Raw genomic sequence first — 23,105 nt, forward strand, 5'->3', positions numbered from 1 at the left:
GCAAATCCGTTTCGGCAAGCGCTCTTTTTAACCGCGTGTTGCCTGGTAGATGCGAAAGCCTTGCCCTTCGTCGCGGATCCGGCAATTGCCCAGCGCCTCTTCGATCAGCGGCTGATAGCGCAGGAAGCTATTGGCCACCAGGCGAATTTCGCCACCTTTTTTCAGATGATTCGCTGATTTTCGCAGCAGGTTTTCCGATGCCTGGTAGTTGGTGTGCACCCCGGTGTGAAACGGCGGGTTGCTCAGGATCACATCCAGCTCGCGCGGCGCGGCGTCGATACCGTCGCCGCTGATCACCTCACCCTCAAGGCCGTTGGCCGCCAGGGTCAAACGACTGCTGGCCACGGCAAAGGCATCGACATCGAGCAGGGTGATGCGGTTTTGCGGATAGCGCCGCTTGATTGCCGCCCCCAGCACCCCGGCACCGCAACCAAAATCAAGCACGTGGCCGACCGGTAACTGGTCGAGGTTTTCCAGCAGCAGGGCGCTGCCACGGTCCAGGCGGCCATGGCTGAACACACCCGGCAGGCTGACGATTTGCAGTGGGCCATCAGCCAGTTGCAGTTCGAAATGCTCGGCCAGGCTTTCCAGGGGCTTGGCCTCAGGCGCGTGCTCTACCGTGACTTGCCACAGCTGGCAGTGGCGGGCGCTGTCGAGCTTGCGTGGTTTGCCAAAGGCATGCAGCTGCTTGGCGGCGCCTTCAATACCGCCGCGCTTCTCGCCGACCAGGTACAGCTCGCGACCCGCCAGGCGCGAGGCCAGGGCGTTGAGCAGGTAGTTGGTAAGGTCGCGGGACTTGGGCAAGAACAGCACGGCGCCCGCAAAGGCCTGGGTCGGTGCCTCTACCCCATAATGGCTGCGCCCGGCAAAACGTGCCTGAAGCGCCGCCTGGTCACCCGCGTGCCAGCTCCAGCCATGGGCTAGCGCAAGCTTGCCGAGCAGGTCGTCGGCAGGCAGGCCGGCCAGCAACAGCGAGCCCTGGAAAAGATCAGCCTGACGAAGCAACACTTCACTGCGCGGGTCCATGGACGGCGACTCCTGAAAAAAGGGGCGCAGTTTACCAGAGCCGGCCCAGGCTTAGACCAGGCGTCGCGGGCTGCCGGCGAAAAACGCCTCGGCGTTTTCGCTCAACTGCTCGACGATACGTTGCCGCGACTCGACCGCACCCCAGGCGCTGTGCGGGGTGACGATCAGGCGCGGAATGTCCGCTGCCAGCAGCGGGTTGCCGTTGACCGGTGGCTCGACGCTCAACACATCGGTGGCAGCGCCTCCCAGATGACCGGCGCGCAGGGCGTCAGCCAGTGCCTGCTCGTCGATCAGCCCGCCGCGGGCGGTGTTGACCACGAACGCGCCAGGCTTGAGCAGGGCCAGTTCACGGGCGCCCAGCAGGTTGCGGGTGTGTTCGTTGAGCGGGCAGTGCAGGGTCAGGGCGTCGACCTGCGGCAGCAATTCATCCAGGGCCAGGCGGTCTTCGCGAGGCGGGCGGCCGGGCAACTGGCCGAGCAACACGCGCATGCCGAACGCTTCAGCCAGGCGCGCCACCGCGCCGCCCAGTTCACCATGGCCGAGCAGGCCGAGGGTTTTGCCCTCCAGCTCAACGATGGGGAAGTCCAGCAGGCAGAACTGCTGGGCGTTGGCCCATTGCCCGTCGGCGACGGCCTTTTGGTAGTCGCTCAGGCGCGTTGCCAGAGCCAGCAGCAAGGTCAGGGTGTGCTGTGCCACTGACGGGGTGCCGTAGCCCTGGCAGTTGCTGACCAGCACGCCCTGGGCGCGGGCCGCCTGCAGGTCGACATTGTTGGTGCCGGTGGCAGCGACCAGAATCAGCTTCAACTCGGGGCAGGCTGCCAAGGTGGCGGCGTCGATCATGACCTTGTTGCTGATCGCCACGGTTGCACCCTGCAGGCGCTCGGTGACTTGCCCGGGGGCGGTCGTCGGGTAGAGTTGCAGTTCATCGAAACAGGCCTTGAGGCGACCCAGCGCCAGGTCACCCAGGTCCAGGGAGCTATGGTCGAGAAACACGGCGCGACGGGGTGTGGGCATAGGGCGGCTCCAGTGAGGGCTCAAGCGTTGTAGGCAAAGCAGTCGTACTGGCTGTGCTCGAGGCTGATCTCCAGTTCGAGCAGGCCTTGATGTTGCAGTTGCAGCGCCTGGATCTGCGCCTGCACCTGGGCTTTCTTGCCAGCAATTGCCTGGCGGACCTTTTCTATCGGCAACCCGGCCTGTTCGTCAGCGACCAGGGTTTGCATCTCCTTGAGACTGAAACCGAGCTTTTGCGCGCACTTGATCAGGCTCAGCAGGGCGATGCTCTGCTGGTCATACAGGCGATAGCTGCCCTGGCGCCTGGGCGCCGGCAACAGGCCGATGCGCTCATAGTGGCGAATGCTCTTGATGGTTGCCCCGGACAACTGCGCGGCTTTGCCGATGTACATCGAACGTCCTGTTAGTACCGCCGAGCGAGCATGCGCGCCTGTTGCAGCCAGGCATCGCGTTGCTGCTGGGTAGAGCTGATGATGGGGCCAAACGTTAACGTCTTTTTCGCCTTGATTCCACAGAAGCCCAGGGTTGTGCGGCGCATCTGCTGCAGGGCCGGCATGCGATAGACCCAGCGGTAGTACCAGGGCGGGGTGTCCATGCTCACCAGCAGGTCGGCGCTGCGGCCCTTGAGCAGTTGCGCAGGAAAGGGCGAGCCTGTGCGGTACTGGAAGGCGAAGCCAGGCAGCAGGATGCGGTCGAGAAAGCCCTTGAGCAATGCCGGAATACCGCCCCACCAGACCGGGAAAACCAGTACCAGGTGCTCGGCCCAATGGATCAACTGCTGAGCGTGCAGCAGGTCTGGCTCCAGGGCTTGGACCTGTTGATAGCCGTCGCGCAGGATCGGGTCGAAGGCCAGCTTGCCCAGTTCCAGCAGGCAGACGTCGTGCCCCTGCTCGCGGGCGCTGGTGAGGTAGCTGTTGCTTAATGCAGCGCAGAAGCTGCTGCTGGAAGGGTGGCCGAGTACCACCAGGATTCGCGTGCTCATCGACGGCAGGTCCATGGTCAAAAGCGCGCAGGCTAATGCTTGCCCCTAGGAGGAGAGTCAAGGCTGTCGCCCGAAAGGGCGAAGGCGTAAGGTATCGCCCCCAACTTCCTACTATGGCGCAAGGAGCCCCCATGTACTGGGCCGAATTTCTGACTGTGGCGTTGATTCACCTGCTGGCGGTGGCCAGCCCCGGCCCCGATTTTGCCGTGGTGGTACGCGAAAGTGTTACCCATGGCCGGCGCGCTGGCACCTGGACCGCATTTGGCGTCGGTATGGCAATTTTCCTGCATGTCGGTTATTCGCTACTGGGGATCGGCCTGATCGTGTCGCAGTCGATCATGCTGTTCAATGCGCTGAAATGGCTGGCGGCGGCTTACCTGCTGTACATCGGCTTCAAGGCCCTGCGTGCTGGCCCTGCGGCGCCCGGCAGTGAAGCCGTGCAGGCTTCGACGGTCGAACGCACGCCACGGGCCGCGTTCGTCGCCGGCTTCATGACCAACGGCCTGAATCCCAAGGCGACGTTGTTCTTCCTGTCGCTGTTCACCGTGGTCATCAACCCGCACACGCCTCTGGCAATCCAGGCCGGGTACGGTGTGTACCTGGCCGTGGCGACCGGCCTGTGGTTCTGCCTGGTGGCGATGCTGTTCAGCCAGCAGCGGGTGCGCGCAGCTTTCGCCCGCATGGGCCACTGGTTTGACCGCACCATGGGCGCGGTGCTGATTGCCCTGGGGGTGAAGATCGCATTCACCCAGATGCATTGATGCTTTGAAGCCACTCGTCCCTGCGCCGGGCAAATCATTCCTTTGGCTGATTTGGCCGTTGCGGTGGCGTTCTAGAGTAAGGCATGTCTTGCCCAGCCTGTTGTGCACTCTAGAAAAGGGACTCCTATGTTGCAGACTCGCGTCATTCCTCCCGCCGAGGGCGCCTATCAGTTTCCGTTGTTGATCAAGCGCCTGTTGATGTCGGGCAGCCGCTACGAGAAAACCCGCGAAATCGTCTACCGCGACCAGTTGCGCTATAGCTACCTGACCCTCAACGAGCGTATCGCGCGGCTGGCCAATGTGCTTACCGCGGCTGGGGTCAAGGCCGGTGACACCGTGGCGGTGATGGACTGGGACAGTCATCGTTATCTCGAGTGCATGTTCGCCATCCCGATGATCGGTGCGGTGGCGCACACCATCAACGTGCGCCTGTCGCCGGAGCAGATCCTCTACACCATGAACCACGCTGACGACCGCTTGGTGCTGGTCAACAGCGACTTCGTCGGCCTTTACCAGACCATCGCCGGGCAATTGACCACGGTGGAGAAAACCCTGCTGCTGACCGATGGCGAGCAGAAAACCGCCGACCTGCCCAACCTGGTCGGCGAGTATGAGCAACTGCTGGCGGCGGCCAGCCCGGTGTATGAGTTCCCCGATTTCGACGAGAACTCGGTGGCTACCACCTTCTACACCACCGGTACCACCGGCAACCCCAAGGGCGTGTATTTCACCCATCGGCAACTGGTGCTGCACACCCTGGCGACGACCTCGGTCATCGGCAGTATCGACAGTGTGCGCCTGCTCGGCAGCAACGATGTGTACATGCCCATCACCCCGATGTTCCACGTTCACGCCTGGGGCATCCCCTACGTGGCGACCATGCTCGGAATCAAGCAGGTCTACCCGGGGCGCTACGAGCCGGAAATGCTCTGTGAGCTGTGGCGCAAGGAGAAGGTGACCTTCTCGCATTGCGTGCCGACCATCCTGCAGATGCTGCTCAACGCCAAGGGCGCCCAGCAGCAGGACTTCGGTGGCTGGAAGATCATCATTGGCGGCAGCTCGCTGAACCGCGCCTTGTATGAAGCGGCCAAGGCTCGCGGGATTCAGTTGACTGCAGCCTATGGTATGTCCGAGACCTGCCCGCTGGTGGCCTGCGCCCACCTCAACGACGAGTTGCTGGCCGGCAGCGAAGACGAATGCATCACCTACCGGATCAAGGCCGGTGTGCCGGTGCCACTGGTGGAAGCGGCAACCGTCGACGGCAATGGCAACTTCCTCCCAGCCGATGGCGAAACCCAGGGCGAGCTGGTGTTGCGCGCGCCCTGGCTGAGCATGGGCTACTTCCGCGAGCCTGAGAAGGGCGCCGAGCTCTGGCAGGGTGGCTGGTTGCACACCGGTGACGTGGCGACCCTCGACAGCATGGGCATAATCGACATTCGCGACCGCATCAAGGACGTGATCAAGACCGGTGGCGAATGGATTTCATCACTGGAGCTCGAAGACCTGATCAGCCGCCATCCGGCGATCCGCGAAGTGGCCGTGGTCGGCGTCGCCGATCCACAGTGGGGCGAGCGGCCGTTTGCCTTGCTGGTGATCCAGGACGGCCAGAGCATCGATGCCAAGGGCCTCAAGGAACACCTCAAGCCGTTCGTGGAGCTGGGGCACATCAACAAGTGGGCGATCCCCACCCAGATCGCCCTTGTTACTGAAATTCCCAAGACCAGTGTCGGCAAGCTCGACAAGAAGCGCATCCGCCTGGACATCAGCCAGTGGCAAGCCAGTAACAGCACCTTCCTGTCGACCCTGTAAAACCTGGCGGGTCGTGCCCATCCGGGCGCGACCCGCACGCCAGACGCTTGGCCGCCTTGTCAATTTGCCAAATTCAGCCATTCTTCCCCAGCCAGCGTAGTGGCCTGTCGTTATAGCCCACGTCAGAGAGGTTGGGATGCAAATCACACTTTAGAGGGATCAAGCAGTTCAACCTGCTGGCTATAGTCGGTTCAGGGGATTTTCAGGAACGGGGGATCGCACATGCATGTGCCCAGCCACTCGCTCGACCAAAAGGCGCGCTCACGCCGGTCGACGATGCGTTTCTGCAAAGGACTCACTGCCATAAAAATAAAGTACATGGAGTAGCGTCGATGACATCAGCAAATCTGTTCTGGCGCCGGGCAAAACTGCCGCTGGCCGTCAGCCTCGCTTCTACGCTCGCCGGTCCTGCATTCGGCGTCAGTTTCAATATCGGGGAAATCGAAGGCTCGTTCGACTCGTCGCTGTCGGTGGGGGCGAGCTGGTCGACAGCCAAGCCGAACAGGGACCTGATCGGTGTCAACAACGGCGGCAAGGGCCTGTCGCAAACCTCCGATGACGGCCACCTGAACTTCAAGCGCGGTGAGACCTTCTCGAAGATCTTCAAGGGCATCCATGACCTGGAGCTCAAGTACGGCGATACCGGGGTATTCGTCCGTGGCAAGTACTGGTACGACTTTGAACTCAAGGATGAGCATCGCGAGTTCAAGGACATCAGCGACATCAACCGCAAAGAGGGTGCCAAGTCGTCCGGCGGGCAGATTCTCGACGCCTTCGTTTACCACAACTACTCGATCGCTGATCATCCGGGCTCGGTGCGCCTGGGCAAGCAGGTGGTCAGCTGGGGTGAAAGTACCTTTATCGGTGGCGGTATCAACTCGATCAACCCGATCGACGTGGCCGCGTTCCGCCGGCCTGGTGCCGAGGTCAAGGAAGGCCTGATCCCGGTCAACATGTTCTACGTTTCGCAGAGCCTGACCGACAACCTCTCGGCCGAAGCCTTCTACCAGATCGAGTGGGACCAGACCGTCGTCGACAACTGCGGCACCTTCTTCTCCCAGCCGGACATCATTGCCGACGGTTGTACCGATAACCTGCGCGTGCTCAACAGCAGCCGTACGGTACCGGGTGCTGCCCAGCAGTTCCTCGCCAGCCGTGGCGTGAACATCAACGAAGAAGGCGTGATGGTCCGTCGCGGCCCGGACCGCGATGCCCGCGACAGTGGCCAGTTCGGCGTTGCCATGCGCTACATGTTCGAGCCGCTGGACACCGAGTTCGGCGCCTACTTCATGAACTACCACAGCCGTGCGCCGATCTTCAGCGCCACGGGCGCCGCACCGTCGGTGTATGCCGGCCTGGCAGGGCTGCCAGCCAACCTGCGGCCACTGGCGCCGTTGATCGTTGCCGGTAACTCGAAGTACTTCGTCGAGTACCCCGAAGACATCCGCCTGTACGGCTTGAGCTTCTCCACCACCTTGCCCACCGGCACGGCCTGGAGCGGTGAAATCAGTTACCGGCCGAACGCGCCGGTGCAGTTGAACACCACCGACATCCTGTTTGCCGGTGTGCGCCCGATCGGTGGGACGCTGGCCAACGCTTCATTGCTCAATGGTGTGCCGGGCCAGGACCTGCACGGTTACACCCGCAAGGAAATCACCCAGTTCCAGACCACCTTCACGCACTTCTTCGATCAGGTCATGGGCGCCAGCCGCCTGACCCTGGTCGGTGAAGTGGGCGTAACCCATGTCGGCGGCCTGGAAAGCTCGAGCAAGATGCGCTACGGCCGTGACCCGGTCTACGGCCCAGGCCCGCTGCCTTCTACCGGTGGTGCCAACACCTGCTCGCAGATACTCAATGCCGGGACCATCGCTGGCGCCGGGCCTGGCACCTCGACGGCCAACCTCAACCGCAAGTGCGAAAACGACGGTTACACCACCAGCACTGCCTGGGGTTACCGTGGTCGGGCGATCTGGGACTACAACGACGTGTTCGCCGGGGTCAACCTCAAGCCGAACATCGCCTGGTCTCATGACGTTTCCGGTTACTCGCCTGGCCCAGGGGCCAACTTCGAGGAAGGGCGCAAGGCGATCAGCCTGGGCCTGGATGCCGAGTACCAGAACACCTACACCACCAGCCTGTCGTACACCAACTTCTTCGACGGCAAGTACACCACCGTGGATGATCGCGACTTCATCGCACTCAGCTTCGGCGTGAACTTCTAAGAACACGGATTCAGGACGACCATAAAGATGAAAACCACCAAGACTCTGTTGCAAGCCGGTGTGCTGGGCCTGTCGTTGTTGGCAACCGGCGTCATGGCGGCGGTGTCCGCCGACGAGGCGGCCAAGCTGGGCGCAAGCCTCACCCCCATGGGCGCGGAAAAGGCCGGCAACGCTGACGGCTCGATCAGCGCCTGGCAGCCGCTCAGCAAGACTGCCGGCACTGTCGACGCCAAGGGCTTCCTCTCCAACCCTTACGGTAGCGAGCAGCCCAAGTTCACCATCACTGCGCAGAACGTCGACCAGTACAAGGACAAACTGTCCCCAGGCCAGGTCGCCATGTTCAAGCGCTACCCGGACACCTTCAAGATCCCGGTGTACCCGACCCACCGCGGCGCCACCGTGCCGGATGATGTATTTGCCGCGATCAAGCAAAACGCCACCAAGACCAACCTGGTTGCCGGCGGCAACGGACTGGAAAACTTTACCACTGCAGTACCGTTCCCGATTCCCAAGAGCGGTGTCGAAGTCATCTGGAACCACATCACTCGCTATCGCGGCGGTAGTGTGACCCGTCTGGTGACCCAGGCTACGCCGCAAACCAACGGCTCCTACAGCCTGGTGTACTTCCAGGACCAGTTCGTCTTTCGTGACAAAATGAAGGACTTCGATCCGGCCAACCCGGGCAACGTGCTGTTCTACTTCAAGCAGGAGGTCACTGCGCCGGCGCGTCTGGCCGGTACCGTGCTGTTGGTCCACGAGACCCTGGACCAGGTCAAGGAACCGCGCAAGGCGTGGGTCTACAACGCCGGTCAGCGCCGGGTGCGCCAGGCACCGCAGGTGTCCTACGATGGTCCGGGTACCGCTGCCGATGGCCTGCGCACGTCCGACAACCTGGACATGTTCAACGGTGCGCCGGACCGTTACGACTGGAAGCTGGAAGGCAAGAAAGAGATGTACATTGCCTCCAACAGCTACAAGCTCGACGACCCCAAGCTCAAGTACGGCGACATCATCAAGGCTGGGCACATCAACCAAGACCTGAGCCGTTATGAACTGCGCCGGGTCTGGCACGTGGTTGCGACTCTCAAGCCTGGCCAGCGTCATATTTATGCCAAGCGTGACTTCTACATCGACGAAGACACCTGGCAGGCCGCGGTGATCGACCAGTACGATGGTCGCAACCAACTGTGGCGCGTTTCCGAGGCCCACTCCCAGGACTACTACAACGTCCAGGTGCCATGGTACACCCTGGAAGCCATCTATGACCTGCAGTCGGGTCGTTACCTGGCCCTGGGCATGAAGAACGAGGAAAAGAAAGCCTACGACTTCGGCTTCACTGCCGCCAAGGCTGAGTTCCAGCCTGCAGCGCTTCGCCAGGCAGGTGTGCGCTAAGTTTCAAACCTCCGTGTGATCTCCCAGAACGCCCCGGCTTGCCGGGGCGTTTCTGTTTGCCTGTCCTGATCGGCTCGGGTTTGTCGCTTTTTGTTGTAGTCTTTTTTCCGCAAAGCGAAGCAATCATCTTCAAATGTGCGGGTTAACCCGCTAGTCTGCCCTGATCCGTACTGCCGACGATTCTCTAACTAAAACGAGCCGGCCATGACTGATCTGTCCCGTACGCAAGGGTTCGCCAGCCAGGCCATGAGCATCCTGGAGGGCCGCTTCTTTCGCCCGCCATTGCCCGAAGGCCATGTGCCACGGGGGCGGTTGTGCCAGCGTTTGCACGCGGGGCTCGGTGGCCGCCTGTTGCTGGTCAACGCACCGGCGGGGTTCGGCAAGAGTTCGTTGGCGGTGGAGTTCTGCCAGGGCTTGCCCAACCACTGGAGCAGCCTTTGGCTGGGGCTGAGCCGGCGCGACAACGACCCCGGGCGTTTCCTTGAACGGCTGCTTGAAGGCTTGCAGCAGTATTGCCCGGCGCTTGGCGGCCAGGCTCTGGGCTTGCTGAAAATGCGCCAACGGCATCAGCCCTTCGCCTTCGAAGAATGGCTTGACGGTCTGCTCGACGAGCTGGCCCGCCACCTGCAACCGCATAATCCCTTGCTGCTGGTGCTCGATGACTACCACCTGGCCCAAGGCCCGGTACTCGATCGTTGCCTGCAGTTCTTCCTCAATCATCTGCCGCCGGGCCTGGTGCTGCTGGTCACCAGCCGTCAACGGCCGGACTGGCACCTGGCGCGTTTACGCCTGTCACACCAGTTGCTCGAACTCAGTGAGCAGGATCTGCGCCTGACTACGGATGAATCCCTGGCCGTGCTTGGCCGACAACCCACGGTGTTGCGCGGCCAGGCGCTGGACAACCTGATCCAGCGCAGTGATGGCTGGGTCGCCGGTTTGCGATTCTGGTTGCTGGCGGCCCATGAAGCGGGCGTCGACAGCGCCTTGCCCCAGGCCCTGCACGGCGGCGAGGGGCTGATTCGCGATTACCTGCTCGAAGAGGTGATCGAGATGCTGCCGGCTGAAGTGCAGGGCTTTCTTTACGACACGGCCTGCCAGGAGCGTTTTTGCGCCGAGCTCTGCGATGCCTTGCGCGAAAGCCATGACGGCGCCGAGATCCTGCGCTACCTGCAGGCCCATCAGGTATTCCTGGTGCCGCTGGACGAACACGGACGCTGGTTCCGCTACCACCATCTGTTCTCCGACCTGCTGCGCACGCGCCAGGCCAGCTTGCCGCTGTCGAGCCTGCATCTGCGCGCCTGTCGCTGGTTCCACGGCCAGGGCCTGCTCGATGAAGCGGTCGAGCAGGCCTTGCGCGCCGGGCACCTGGATGTGGCGGCCAACCTGGTGCAGAACCTTTCCGAAGAGCAGCTGTTGGCCGAGCAGAACGTCGGTATGTTGTTGCGCTGGAAGATGGACCTGCCCGACAGCCTGTTGATCAGTACGCCACGGCTGATCGTGCTGTACAGCTGGGCGTTGGGCCTGGCCGGGCAACTGGATGCCGCCGAAGACCTCGCCAGCCATTTGAGCCGCTTCCTGCCGGCGCCTTCGGCGACCGCGCAAAAATCCATGCTGGCCCAGTGGCTGGCCTTGAGCGGCGTGATCGCCCGCAGCCGCGGTGATCGCCAGCGAACCGTTGCATACTGTTCCCAAGCCCTTCACAGCCTGCCGTTCAAACGCTACGGACAGCGCCTGGTGTGCCTGTCGACCTTGTCCAACCTGGCCATTGCCGATGCCGATTTCTGGCGTGCCCGTGGCTGGAACCGCGAGGCCCTGGAGCTGGCACAGCGGGTAGGCAATCCGCTGTTCGAGGCCCTGGCCCATTACGACCGGGCACGGGTGCTGCATGCCCGTGGCGAGGTGCTGCGCGCCCTGGATGAAGTGCGCCAGGGGCTGCAGCGCTTGCAGGGTTTGTCGGCGCAACGGCTGTATGCGGCGCGGGCGCGGCTGACCTTGTACGAAGGCTTCCTGCTGGTGGCGCGCCTGCAACCGGAGGCCGGGCGCAGCCGCCTGCGTGCCGGGTTGATCGAGGCGCGTGCCTGCCGCGATATCAGCGTACTGATCGGCCATTGCGTGATCGCGTCGCTGGAGGGGCGCGAGGGGCGCTTCGCCGAGGCTTTCGCGGAACTGGCCGAAGCCGAGCGGCTGATGCATATCTGGGACGTGCCGCCGATTTTCTATCTGGCGATGATCACCCTGGTCAAATGCGAACTGTGGCTGGCGCAGGGCCGAATTGACCTGGCCGAATCCTGGCTGTTGCGCCTGGGCCAGACCTACGGCGGCGAACAGGCGGCCGCGGCGCCTGAGTTCCATCCGCTGCTGCCCCTGCATATCGAACTGCAGCAAGCCTTGCTGGAGCGTACTCAGGGCCGACTGGAGCAGGCCGGGCGGCGCTTGCAGGCATTGTACGAACGTGGTCAGGACAACGGTGGGCAGATGCTTTGTGTCACCGCGCTGTGCCAGTGGATAAGTTTGCTATTGGCCAGCAATCACCAAGACCAGGCCCGCAATTTGTTGGTGCTGGCCCTGGAGTCGGCCCGCGGTGGCGCGCTGCAACCTTTCCAGCGCCTGCTGCACGACCACCCGCAGTGGCTGCGCGAGCAACTGTGCCTGCAGCCCCAGGGCCCGGCACAAAGTAGCCTGATGGGCCTGCTTCCGCTGCTTGAAGCGGAACCACCCGCTGGCGGTGGCGAGGCCTTGAGCGCCCGAGAAAAGGCGGTGCTCGAGCTGATTGCCCAAGGTTGTTCGAACCAGGAAATCAGCGAGCGGTTGTTCATCTCGTTGCACACGGTGAAAACCCACGCCAGCCATATCAACAGCAAGCTGGGCGTCGAGCGCCGCACCCAGGCAGTGGCCCGGGCTCAAGCCTTGGGGCTGCTGAGCTAAGCGCCAGGCAGACTGCGGTAATCTGGTACGTACGTCCCGCTAATAGGCGCTGCGCGCGCCTCAAGCTATCGCTGTGTGCGGCCGATACTCTGCGAGTGCGGCCCGATTCATCGCCGCCGTGAAGTTACCCGCGAAGCCGAGCCTGTCCGTGAAGGTGTCTCTGCGTCCTTTTTTTTATTTGCCATGACAGGTTTCGTGGATGCAGGTCTACAGCCAAAAAAGCTTTCTGATTGTCGATGACTTTTCTGATTTTCGCAGCTCGGCCCGTTCGATGCTGCGCGAGCTGGGTGTCCGTGACGTCGACACCGCCGACAGTGGCGAGCAGGCCCTGCGCATGTGCGCGCAGAAGCGCTACGACTTCATCCTGCAGGATTTTCACCTGGGCGATGGCAAGAAGAACGGCCAGCAAGTGCTCGAAGACCTGATCCTCGACAAACTGATCAGCCATGAGTGCGTCTTTCTCATGGTCACTGCCGAAAGCAGCCAGGCCATTGTCCTCAGTGCCCTGGAGCACGAGCCCGATGCCTACCTGACCAAACCGTTCAACCGCATCGGCCTGGCCCAGCGCCTGGAAAAGCTGGTGCAGCGCAAGACGTTGCTCAAGCCTATTCTCCAGGCCCTGGACCGCGGCCGCCCGGCTGAAGTGCTGGCAGCCTGCGCGGAGCTGTGCAAGAAAGACCCACGCTTCGCCCCCTTGTGCCTGCGCTATCGCGCCGATGCCCTGCGCGACCTCAATCGTTTCGATGAACTGGAGAAATTCCTCACCACCATCATCTCCAGTCGCGCCACGCCCTGGGCCTACGCCGCCCTCGGCGGCTTGTTGTTCAAGCGTAACCAGCTGGCCCAGGCCCAGGGCGTGTACGAGCAAGCGCTCAAGGCCTTCCCGATGATGCCCGGGCTGTACGACGGCCTTGCCGAAGTACTGGTGGCCCTGGGTGAAGGCAAGCGTGCCCAGGGCGTGCTCGAAGAGGCCGTGCGTCTCTCGCCGCTGGCCGTGCGGCGGCAGATGATGCTGGGCAAGCTGGCCCTGAGCAACGACGACTATGACACCTCGTCCAAGGCCTACCGGCATGCCGTCAGCCAGGGCCAGAGCTCGCGCTACAAAGACCCGGAGAGCAACCTGGGGCTGGTGCAGGCCTTGATGAACAAGAACGCTGGCAACGGTCTGGATGCGCGAACCCGGGTCGAGATCAACACCGTGCTCAGCGAAGTGGCCAAAGAGAACGTCGAGGACCAGGGCCTGCAGGTGCGTGCGCGGTTGATGAAAGCCGCCAGCCTGCAGCAGGCCGGCGACGCCGAAACCGCCGCCAAGCTGACCGAGCAGGCCATGGCCCGGCTGGAAAAAATGGACCAGTTCTTCTCGGTGGAAGCGGCGCTGGTGGTGGCCACGCAACTGCAGAAACTGGGGCAGGAATCCGCGGGTACCTCGATCCTGAAAAGCTGTGTGGAAACCTACGGTGACGACCCCAAGGTGATGCAGAGCGTGGCGCAACTGACCGATGACCCGAACGTGCTGGGGGCGGTGACCGAAGCGGTCGACCTCAACCGCCAGGGCGTGCGTAGCTATCAGGCCGGCCAGCTCAGCGAAGCCTTGGCGCAATTCCGCCGGGCCCTGACACTGCAACCGAAGAACATCAGTATTGCCCTCAACACCGCTCAGGCGCTGCTGCGCATCGGTGGCGAGACCCCACCCGCAGCGATCATGGACGAGTGCCGCGCCTGCCTGGGCAGTGTCACTGGCATCCCGAAAAGCGACAACCGCTACGATCGTTACCGCAAACTGCACCTTCGGGCATTTGGCGCATGAACCAGGACAACCAGGGGCTGGATTTTTCGACGGTGATCGCCTCCACCGTACACGACATGAAAAACTCCCTGGCGGCCCTGACCCAGGCTCACAGCCAGTGGCTGGCGCGCCTGCCCGAGGCCCTGCGCAGTGGCAGTGAGCAGGGGGTGATGGAGCATGAGTTCAGCCATCTCAACGGCATGCTGGTGCAGTTGCTGGGCCTGTACAAACTGGGCGTCAACCAGTTGCCCATGTGCCCTGACTACCACGAGCTCGATGACTTTCTCGAAGCGCAACTGGCAGCCCAGCAGAACCTGCTGCAGCACCGCGATATCCTTGCCAGTTGCCGAATCGAAACCGCCAGCCCGCTGGGTTTTTTCGATCGTGAACTGGTGGGCTCGGTGGTTGCCAATATCATCAACAACGCCATTCGCTATGCCGGGCATACCTTGCTGATCAGCGTCAGCGACGAAGGTGATCAATTGGTGCTGAGCATCAACGACGACGGCCCGGGCTTCCCGGTACGCATGCTCGAGCGCCAGCAGGAGTACGTGCAGGGCATCGATGGCCAGAGCGGCAGCACTGGCCTTGGCTTGTACTTCGCGGCGCGAATTGCCGGCCTGCACGAGCGCAATGGCGTGAAAGGGCGGATCGAGATCGCCAATGGCGGTGTTCTGGGCGGGGGGCTGTTCAGGCTCTACCTGCCTTAATGGCTTCAGAGGATTTTAGGCGGCACAAGTGCGAAGGTGGGCCTGCGCGAGAAGTAATAGTGGTCTGCCCAAGAGGGCTGTTCGAGAGACACACAGGGGCAATGGCACAACTTCGTTCGTGTGCCGGTGGAGCGTCTGGACGACTACAGTTAGAGCGCTTGCATGACATGAACGGCCCAGCGCTATGTGGTCTTGACGACAACATAGATGGCAATCTTCGGCTGCACTGCTCTTCTGTGGGTAAAACGGGACTCTCAGGATAAGCAAACGCGCATTTTCCTGCACATCAATTTGTGGAATCAGAGCTTTACGCGCCTTGTGTGCCATCTGCCAATGCTCGCTTACAGATCAAGATGGCCCAAAGCTGGCGCTTGGCCCAAGTCGAGATGCGGCGACAGTCAGGCGGCGAGCTGTCGAAAATTGATGGCGCGAGGGGATTGCTGGTTCGAGTACCGGGATTGCTCAGGGTGGCCCAACACATTGATATCATTAGAGTTGAATATTTTGCCGTAAAAAAATTACGGCAGTTTTTTCGGCCCTGCGATATGATCTAGTCTGTTTCTGCACGTTCGGAAGGTCTAATTATGTTGAGTAAATTCGAAGTTAAAGGATTTAAAGGGTTCAGAGATACATTTATTTTTGATTTGAAGCAGAAGAATGAATATAAGTTCAATACTGAGGCGGTTAATAATGGAATTATTAGAAACAGTATTGTATATGGGCGTAATGGTTGTGGTAAGACAAATTTAAGTTATGCTTTGTTTGATATTGTCAATAACATTGGGGATAAAGCAAGTCGTCGAAAATTTTACGCGAGAAATTATTTGAACGCTGGTAGCGTCGAGCGCAAGGCTGTATTTAGTTATACCTTCAAGTTCGATGATGATGAGCTTGTCTATAATTACGAGAAGGAGTCTTCTGCAAAGATTCTCAAAGAGACGGTGATGATTAATGGCCGCACATGTATAGTTGCTGATCGAAGTGGGGCGGTAAATATAGTTGTTGACTTGCCGGGTGCTGATACCTTGAATAAGGATATTGATGATCTTTTTGATATATCAGGGGCGGCGGTTTCAATTGTTTCTTATATTCGTTCAAATACGCTGTTGCCAGATGTTGGTGAGTCGGCGGTGTTTAATAAATTTGTAAAATTTGTTCATGGTATGTTGTTGGTGCGCTCTCTCGAAAGCAACTCGTTTGTCGGGTTGAATGAGTCCGAGAAAAACGTATGTGAAGATATTGTGGAGAACGGCGGTATTGAGGATTTTGAGATTTTCCTCAACAAGAATGGGATTAAGTGTAAGTTGGTAGAGATATCCGATAACGATGGAAAGGATATTGCATTCGATTTTGATGGGAGTTTGATTCCGTTTGCCGAGATTGCTTCCACCGGAACCCGGACTCTATGCCTATTCTATTTTTGGTTAATGCGTATTCGAGAGGTCGGGCGAATCAGCTTGGTATGCATTGACGAATTCGATGCCTTCTATCATCACGAATTATCGCTGTCCGTAGTCGAAGTACTCAAGCACTCGGGCATTCAGGTGATCCTGACAACTCATAATACCGCCATTATGAGTAACGACCTGCTGAGGGCCGATTGTTATTTTATCATGGACGAAACTCGGATTGTTTCCCTTGCGGACACAACGGACAAGGAGATCAGGCAGGCCCATAATCTTGAAAAAATATACAAGGCAGGAGGTTTTAGTCTGGAGAGAATCAGCGGATGAGTAAGTCGCAGCATATTCTTTTCGTATTCGAAGGCGAGCGTGCTGAAAAACTAATTAGTCGCAAGTTTATTGAGTATTATTTCTCCGATGCCCTTGGGAGTGTTGTAACAACGGCATTTTGCGGAGAGATTTATCAGTTGCTGGAGAAAATGAAAGATGATGACTTTGGGCTTGGTAGCATTGATTTGTTTCCGTTGTTGCAGGAGATACCCCAGAATCAGTTGCTAAAGTCGTATCGGAGAGATCAGTTCTCTGAAATATATTTGTTTTTTGATTATGATCCTCATGCTAGCAAAGCCTGCGATGTAAAAATACAAGAGCTGTTGGGGTTTTTTACGCAAGAAACCGATCATGGTAAACTGTTCATCAGTTATCCTATGGTTGAAGCGGTTCGTTGCCTACATGAGGACTGTGGGGTCGATTGTTTCTCCACCTTGGCGGTACCCTTGGCCTATGGTAATGCGTTCAAGGATTTTTCTTCCAAATATGCTTCGAATACGTTCAGGCAGGTCAATGTGTGGTCGCGCCAGTACTGGGACGAAATCGTACTTCGGCACTGCGAGAAAGCTAATCTGATCGTAAATGGACAGTCGGAGCTTCCAGAGACGCCCATCGAGTCGCATGAAATATTTGAAGGGCAGCTGCGTTTCATTAATGAAAGCGGGCTCGTATATGTGCTCAGCTCTTTCCCATTGATGCTTGCCAGCTATTACGGTATGCCCAAGGTACGAAGCTTTTTGCGAGGCTCGCTTAGCGGTAACAACTGCCCACATCGTCAACTGCTGGAGGCTTTGCCTTGACGGAGAGGCTGTGCCCTGTCATTCATTCCCACGAGGTTTCCCATGGCCACCAATCTCCTGATCCGCGAAACCTTCCCCGTCGGCCCGTTGCAGTGCAATTGCACCATCATTGGCGATCCGATCAGCAAAAAGGCCATCGTCGTCGATCCGGGCGGCAACCCCGAGCAGATTCTTGCCCGCCTCGATGCCCATGGCTTGAAGGTGGTGAGTATCATCCATACCCACGCGCACCTGGACCATTTCCTCGCTTCCGGGCAGTTGAAGGAGAAGACCGGCGCCACCTTGCACCTGCACAAGGACGACCAGTTTCTCTGGGATAACCTGGAAATGCAGTGCCAGATGTTCGGCGTGCCCTACACGCCGGTACCGGCGCCGGACCGCTGGTTGGCCGACGATGAAGAGCTGGCCTGCGGCTGCGGGGTGGCCTTGCACACCCCGGGGCATACGCCGGGTTCGATGAGCTTCTGGTTCGCTGACGCCAAGCTGCTGATTGCAGGCGATACGCTTTTTCGTCGTGGGATTGGTCGCACCGATTTGTGGGGTGGCGATCAGGCGACTATCGTTCGTTCCATCAAGCAGCGCCTGTACAGCCTGGATGAAGAGGCCACGGTGGTGACCGGGCATGGTCCGGACACGCGCCTGGGCGATGAAATGCGCCAGAACCCGTTTGTGCGGGCCTGAACGTTCAGGGAATTTTTTTGCTTTGCTGCAATCCAAGGCTGGCATAGATCCGAATCAGATCCGCTGCACTTTCGAATTACAGTAGGAGCTTGTCCATGTTCACCATGCGTCGTTTGATTATCGTCGCTACCGCTGCCGCGCTGATGTCCGGTTGTGCCAGCCCCAACCCGTATGACAGCCAGGGTCAGGCGCAGCAGGGTTCCACAGGGATGAGCAAAACCGCCAAGTACGGCGGCCTGGGCGCGCTGGCCGGGGCCATTGCCGGCGCGGCCATCGACCATAACAACCGTGGCAAGGGTGCGCTGATCGGCGCTGCCGCCGTGGGCGCCGCCGCCGCAGGTTACGGCTACTACGCCGACAAACAGGAAGCCGCCTTGCGTGCAAGCATGGCCAACACCGGTGTCGAGGTTCAGCGCCAGGGCGACCAGATCAAACTGATCATGCCGGGCAACATCACCTTCGCCACCGACTCGGCCAACATTGCCCCGAGCTTCTACTCGCCGCTGAACAACCTGGCCAACTCGTTCAAGCAGTTCAACCAGAACACCATTGAAGTGGTCGGTTACACCGACAGCACCGGCAGCCGCCAGCACAACATGGACCTGTCCCAGCGTCGTGCGCAATCGGTGGTCACTTACCTGACTTCCCAAGGTGTCGATGGCAGCCGTGTCAGCGCCCGTGGCCTGGGCCCGGACCAACCGATCGCCAGCAACGGCGATGCCAATGGTCGTGCGCAGAATCGTCGGGTAGAGGTCAACCTCAAGCCGATTCCCGGGCAGCAGTATCAGTAAGTTGCAGGGGTGAAAAAGGGGAGCCTGGCTCCCCTTTTTTGTGCCTGCGATGACCCTATGTTAAGTATCCTGCAACAGCTCTGGACTGGTGTCTGGATCGTCCTAGGACCTATCCTACGAATTCTGTCGCCCTGCAGATGATTGCTCCTGGGGAAGTACGCCACTAGGCTCACCAGGTCGCTGAAACATCAGCGATCGGGTTTGGCGACCCGAGCACATCATCCTGCTTCCATGACGTCAGTCGTTATGGCAGTTGTGCGCGGGAGGGCTTCGGCCCTGCCGGGTTGTCCTGATGTCTCGGTTCGCCAACCTGCGTACAGCTGCCACCATTTTTGTTTGGCGACAGATGTGGTGCAGCTCCCTTCACATCAGGAGCTCTATCATGAAAAAACTCGTTCCAGACCCACCTGAATTCCACCTTCTCGAAACCACAGAAACCCCATTCGGTCTCTGCGATGTCGGTCATCCACAGTTGTTCGCCGTGCGTGCCGGGGTCAATGTCGAAGATGCGCTGGTGCATGCGTCGCTGTATTTGAAATGCGCGAGCCTGACTGGGCCGCTGGCGGTCGAGCATACCCGTGAGCCGGGGCGAGGGTTTCTTCAGGCGACCCTGCATTCCCATGAGATGGCCAAGGCATTGGTGGATGCGCTGCTTGACGGGCTGGAGAGTCGGACGATCAAGGCTTGAGGCAGCTAATCGCGGGTCAAGCCCGCTCCCACACAGATAGCACAAATCTCTGTGGGAGCGGGCTTGACCCGCGATGTACTCAGCTTTCGTGTCTGGTCGTGATCTTCAGCACATCGGTGTAGATGATGTCGACGGTCTGGCCATCCTTGAGGTTTTTCATCCGCGCTTGCAGTTCAGGGTCTTCGACCTTCACTACCTTTTGCGGGCCATCAGGCGGCAACAAAGTGACCTCGTGGGTTTTCAGGTCGATCTTGGTGATCTTCGAGGTGACCTTGACCTGCCGGAACGCCTCGCCACCTGGGTTGGGGTTGTCTTTGGTGGCGCGAATTACGCCGGCTTCCTTGCTTACCCCCGGAGCACCGCCAACCTCGGTGTCGAGCACGGTGGCAACCGAGCGGTTGACCTTGATAGTGACCAAGTCGCCGACTTTGAGGTTATGCAGGTCCTTGGCCTGCTCGCTCAGTTGGATGGGGACCTGGGAATCATTGGGGCCGGCCACCGTTACGATGCGCTTGTCGAGGTCGATGGCAAGGACCTTGGTATCCACCACATCTTCGGTTGCGACGGCGTCGATCAGTTTCTCTTCTGCCTGCACCGTAAAACTGGCGGCAGACAGCAGTGAAACGACAGCAAAGGCGTGGGCAAAGCGGCGCAGCGGTTTCATAGGCTTACATTCCGTGTGATGGCTACTGAAAAACATCGTAGGAAGTGAGCATAGATGCTGCCCGGCAAATTACCTGTCGACCTGTTGTCGCAGTCGCTCCAGCAACAAGTCCTTGTCGTGCCACAGCTGGTTGATCCATTGCTGAAAGGCCAAGCGATATGTCTCATCCTGGTCGTAGTTCTTGCCCAGAAACTCAGCCGGGATTGCCAGCTCTTCCAGGTGCACGACGATGTGCTTCACCCGCCCGCACAACAAGTCCCAGAAGCCCGGTGCACCGTTCGGATAATGAAGGGTGACATTGACGATCGACTGCAGTTGCTCGCCCATGGCATCCAGCACAAAGGCAATGCCGCCGGCCTTGGGCTTGAGCAGGTGCTTGAACGGTGACTGTTGCTGGCGATGCTTGGCTTGGGTGAAGCGCGTGCCCTCGGCAAAGTTGAAGATTGCCGTGGGCTTGCCGCGGAACTTGGCGCAGGTGCGGCGAGTGGTCTGCAGGTCCTTGCCGGCCTTTTCCGGGTGCTTGGCAAGGTAAGCCTTGGAGTAGCGTTTCATGAACGGGAAGCCCAGCGCCCACCAGGCCAGGCCGATCACCGGCACCCAGATCAGCACCTGTTTGAGGAAGAACTTCAGCGGGCGGATACGCCGATTGAGCACGTACTGCAGCACCAGGATATCGACCCAGCTCTGGTGGTTGCTGGTCACCAGGTAGCTGTGCTGGTAGTCCAGCCCGCCCAGGCCTTCGACTTGCCAGCGGGCCTTGCCCAGCAGGTTGATCCAGGCGTTGTTGTTGCTGATCCAGGCTTCGTGGATATGGCGCATCAGTTCATCGGTGACTCGCTGCGCCGCCGCAAACGGCAGGCACAGCTTGAACAGGCTGACAATGAACAGCGGGGTACAGCAGACGATGGTGTTGAGCCCCAGCAGCAGTGAGGCGATAACCCCGCGCAGGGGCGCGGGTAGCAATCCGAGCATGTTCAGCTTTCCAGTGAGCGGTTGGCCTGAATGGCAGTCAGGGCAATGGTGTAGACGATGTCATCGACCTGGGCACCGCGTGGCAGGTCGTTGACCGGTTTGCGCAGGCCTTGCAGCATCGGCCCCAGGCTTACGCAATCGGCGCTGCGTTGTACCGCCTTGTGGGTGGTGTTGCCGGTGTTCAGGTCAGGGAACACGAACACCGTGGCACGGCCGGCCACCTGGCTGTTGGGCGCCAGTTGCCGGGCGATGTCCAGGTTGGCCGCCGCGTCGTACTGCAATGGGCCATCGATCAGCAGGCTGCGCTGGGACTCCTGGGCCAGCAGGGTGGCTTCGCGGACCTTTTCGACCTCTTCGCCGCTGGCCGAGTCACCACTGGAATAGCTGATCATCGCAACCCGCGGGGCAATGCCGAAGGCTTCGGCGGAGTCGGCGCTCTGCAGGGCGATTTCTGCCAGTTCATTGGCCGTTGGATGCGGATTCATCACGCAGTCGCCGTACACCAGCACCTGTTCGGGGAACAGCATGAAGAACACCGAAGACACCAAACTGCAGCCTGGCGCGGTCTTGATCAGTTGCAGGGCCGGGCGGATGGTGTTGGCGGTGGAGTGAACCAGGCCCGAGACCAGGCCGTCGACTTCGTCCAGGGCCAGCATCATGGTGCCGATCACTACCGGGTCTTCCAGTTGTTGCTCGGCCATCGGTGCGTTGAGGCTCTTGCTCTTGCGCAGGCTGACCATCGCTTCGACGTAGCGTTCGCGGATCAGGTCCGGGTCAAGAATTTCCAGGCCTTCTGGCAATGTGATGCCCTGGGCGCGAGCGACGGCCTGGACGTCGTCAGGTTTGGCCAGCAATACACAGCGGGCAATGCCACGGGCCTGGCAGATGGCTGCGGCCTGCACGGTCATCGGTTCTGCGCCTTCGGGCAGGACGATGCGTTTGTTGGCCTGCTGGGCGCGCTGGATCAATTGGTAGCGGAACACCGCCGGCGACAGGCGCAATTCACGCGGGGTACCACAGCGCTGGTGCAGCCAGTCGGCATCCAGGTGGCTGGCGACGAAATCGGTGATGATCTCTGCGCGTTCGCGGTCGTCTACCGGGATTTCCTTGTTCAGGCCGTTGAGCTGATTGGCCGTGTCGTAAGAGCCGGTACTCACCGAGAGGATCGGCAAACCGGCAAGCAGGGCGCCCTGGCACAGTTCAAGGATGCGCGGGTCGGGCTTGCTGTCGCTGGTCAGCAGCAGGCCGGCCAGCGGCACGCCGTTGATTGCCGCCAGGCTCACGGCGAGGATGATGTCGTCGCGGTCGCCTGGGGTCACCACCAGGGTGCCCGGCTTGAGCAGCGGCACGGTGTTGGCCACGGTGCGGGCGCAAATGATGATCTTGTTCATTCGCCGGCTTTCATAGTCGCCGGCGTTGAGCACCTGGGCGCCGAGCAACTCGGCCACATCGCGGGTACGCGGGTCGTTCAGGCCCGCCTGGAACGGGATGCAGCCGAGCAGGCGGAAGTCACCGCCGCGCAGCAACGGCGAATGCTCGACCAGACGGGCGGCGAAGGCACTCATGTCTTCGTCGGTGCGCACCTTGTTGAGAATCACCCCGAGCACTTTCGGATCACGCGGGCCACCGAACAACTGGGCCTGCAACTCGACCCGCCCGGACAATTCGGTGAGCACTTCGTTTTCCGGCGCCGATACCAGGATCACCTCGGCATCCAGGCTCTTGGCCAGGTGCAGGTTGACCCGTGCGGCGTAGCTGGCGTGGCGGGTTGGGACCATGCCTTCGACCACCACCACGTCCTTGCCGATGCAGGCCTGCTGATAGAGGGTGATGATTTCTTCGAGCAGTTCATCGAGCTGGCCATCGCCAAGCATGCGTTCGACATGCGCAAGGCTCAGCGGTTGTGGCGGCTTCAGGCCGTGGGTGCGGGCGACCAGTTCGGTGGAGCGCTCCGGACCGGTGTCGCCTGGGTGGGGCTGGGCGATCGGCTTGAAGAAACCGACCTTGAGCCCGGCGCGCTCCAGGGTGCGCACCAGGCCGAGGCTGATGGAGGTCAGGCCGACGCCAAAGTCGGTCGGCGCGATAAAAAATGTCTGCATGCGAGCTTCTCGAAATGAGCTGTGCAAAAGAAACAATTGCCAAGGGTATCGCT

At 60.2% G+C, this 23,105-nt stretch carries 18 protein-coding genes and 2 pseudogenes; 13 read left to right on the top strand and 7 right to left on the bottom strand.

Translation table 11 applies throughout. From position 1 onward, the window contains the following. Nucleotides 1–27 precede the first annotated feature (27 nt). Genes EXN22_RS05525 through EXN22_RS05540 form a run of 4 tightly spaced genes read right to left on the bottom strand, consistent with a single transcriptional unit; the run spans nt 28 to nt 3,019 of the window. Nucleotides 28–1,026 carry a class I SAM-dependent methyltransferase gene (locus EXN22_RS05525; RefSeq protein WP_130263116.1) on the bottom strand — a complete coding sequence of 333 codons (999 nt, stop codon included), beginning with the start codon at nt 1,024–1,026 and terminating at the stop codon, nt 28–30. Between the two features lie 51 nt (nt 1,027–1,077). Continuing rightward, nucleotides 1,078–2,040: a 2-hydroxyacid dehydrogenase gene (locus tag EXN22_RS05530; RefSeq protein ID WP_130263117.1), complete on the bottom strand. Its 963-nt coding sequence runs from the start codon at nt 2,038–2,040 to the stop codon at nt 1,078–1,080. A 20-nt stretch (nt 2,041–2,060) separates the two neighbouring features. Beyond that, nucleotides 2,061–2,429 carry a MerR family transcriptional regulator gene (locus EXN22_RS05535; protein WP_130263118.1) on the bottom strand — a complete coding sequence of 123 codons (369 nt, stop codon included), beginning with the start codon at nt 2,427–2,429 and terminating at the stop codon, nt 2,061–2,063. A gap of 11 nt (nt 2,430–2,440) precedes the next feature. Beyond that, entirely contained in the window at nt 2,441–3,019 is a 579-nt protein-coding gene (locus EXN22_RS05540) for an NAD(P)H-dependent oxidoreductase (RefSeq protein WP_130263119.1), read from the bottom strand. A gap of 131 nt (nt 3,020–3,150) precedes the next feature. Between EXN22_RS05540 and EXN22_RS05545 the strand changes: the two genes are divergently transcribed. The 13 genes and pseudogenes from EXN22_RS05545 to EXN22_RS05600 all read left to right on the top strand — a co-directional run bounded on the left by EXN22_RS05545 (nt 3,151) and on the right by EXN22_RS05600 (nt 19,317). Beyond that, a complete protein-coding gene (locus EXN22_RS05545) occupies nt 3,151–3,780 on the top strand; it encodes a LysE family transporter (RefSeq protein WP_130263120.1) in 630 nt (209 codons plus the stop codon). 126 nt (nt 3,781–3,906) lie between these two features. Beyond that, nucleotides 3,907–5,589, top strand: coding sequence for a fatty acid--CoA ligase (locus EXN22_RS05550; protein WP_130263121.1), 1,683 nt, complete (start codon nt 3,907–3,909; stop codon nt 5,587–5,589). A 332-nt stretch (nt 5,590–5,921) separates the two neighbouring features. Further along, nucleotides 5,922–7,811 carry a DUF1302 domain-containing protein gene (locus EXN22_RS05555; protein ID WP_130263122.1) on the top strand — a complete coding sequence of 630 codons (1,890 nt, stop codon included), beginning with the start codon at nt 5,922–5,924 and terminating at the stop codon, nt 7,809–7,811. A 27-nt stretch (nt 7,812–7,838) separates the two neighbouring features. Beyond that, entirely contained in the window at nt 7,839–9,203 is a 1,365-nt protein-coding gene (locus tag EXN22_RS05560) for a DUF1329 domain-containing protein (protein WP_130263123.1), read from the top strand. Between the two features lie 204 nt (nt 9,204–9,407). After that, nucleotides 9,408–11,853 (top strand): annotated as a pseudogene (locus EXN22_RS05565) (helix-turn-helix transcriptional regulator); the annotation flags it as partial. Between the two features lie 71 nt (nt 11,854–11,924). Then, nucleotides 11,925–12,128, top strand: a pseudogene (locus tag EXN22_RS26615) (response regulator transcription factor); the annotation flags it as partial. A 199-nt stretch (nt 12,129–12,327) separates the two neighbouring features. Beyond that, entirely contained in the window at nt 12,328–13,935 is a 1,608-nt protein-coding gene (locus EXN22_RS05570) for a response regulator (protein WP_130263125.1), read from the top strand. Then, on the top strand, nt 13,932–14,624 hold the full coding sequence (locus EXN22_RS05575) for a sensor histidine kinase (protein WP_130263126.1): 693 nt from the start codon (nt 13,932–13,934) through the stop codon (nt 14,622–14,624). Before EXN22_RS05570 ends, EXN22_RS05575 begins: the two co-directional genes overlap by 4 nt. 584 nt (nt 14,625–15,208) lie before the next feature. Further along, nucleotides 15,209–16,357, top strand: coding sequence for an AAA family ATPase (locus EXN22_RS05580; protein WP_130263127.1), 1,149 nt, complete (start codon nt 15,209–15,211; stop codon nt 16,355–16,357). Continuing rightward, the gene (locus EXN22_RS05585) at nt 16,354–17,157 is read left to right on the top strand and encodes a hypothetical protein (protein ID WP_130263128.1); all 804 of its coding nucleotides are present in this window, start codon (nt 16,354–16,356) and stop codon (nt 17,155–17,157) included. The genes EXN22_RS05580 and EXN22_RS05585 overlap by 4 nt, the downstream gene beginning before the upstream one ends. Before the next feature lie 42 nt (nt 17,158–17,199). Further along, entirely contained in the window at nt 17,200–17,838 is a 639-nt protein-coding gene (locus EXN22_RS05590) for an MBL fold metallo-hydrolase (RefSeq protein WP_130263129.1), read from the top strand. A 95-nt stretch (nt 17,839–17,933) separates the two neighbouring features. Then, complete coding sequence (locus tag EXN22_RS05595) at nt 17,934–18,629, top strand: OmpA family protein (protein ID WP_130263130.1); 696 nt, start codon at nt 17,934–17,936, stop codon at nt 18,627–18,629. 382 nt (nt 18,630–19,011) lie between these two features. Further along, complete coding sequence (locus EXN22_RS05600) at nt 19,012–19,317, top strand: DUF3077 domain-containing protein (RefSeq protein WP_130263131.1); 306 nt, start codon at nt 19,012–19,014, stop codon at nt 19,315–19,317. A 79-nt stretch (nt 19,318–19,396) separates the two neighbouring features. On the opposite strand, the gene EXN22_RS05605 is transcribed toward EXN22_RS05600, so the two are convergent. From EXN22_RS05605 to pta, 3 genes are all read right to left on the bottom strand, one after another. Beyond that, the gene (locus EXN22_RS05605; RefSeq protein ID WP_130263132.1) at nt 19,397–19,981 is read right to left on the bottom strand and encodes a hypothetical protein; all 585 of its coding nucleotides are present in this window, start codon (nt 19,979–19,981) and stop codon (nt 19,397–19,399) included. A gap of 69 nt (nt 19,982–20,050) precedes the next feature. Beyond that, a complete protein-coding gene (locus tag EXN22_RS05610) occupies nt 20,051–20,953 on the bottom strand; it encodes an acyltransferase (protein ID WP_130263133.1) in 903 nt (300 codons plus the stop codon). 2 nt (nt 20,954–20,955) lie between these two features. Next, nucleotides 20,956–23,052: a phosphate acetyltransferase gene (pta, locus tag EXN22_RS05615; RefSeq protein ID WP_130263134.1), complete on the bottom strand. Its 2,097-nt coding sequence runs from the start codon at nt 23,050–23,052 to the stop codon at nt 20,956–20,958. Nucleotides 23,053–23,105: the final 53 nt, after the last annotated feature.

The organism is Pseudomonas tructae, from assembly GCF_004214895.1.
Lineage (GTDB): Bacteria > Pseudomonadota > Gammaproteobacteria > Pseudomonadales > Pseudomonadaceae > Aquipseudomonas > Aquipseudomonas tructae.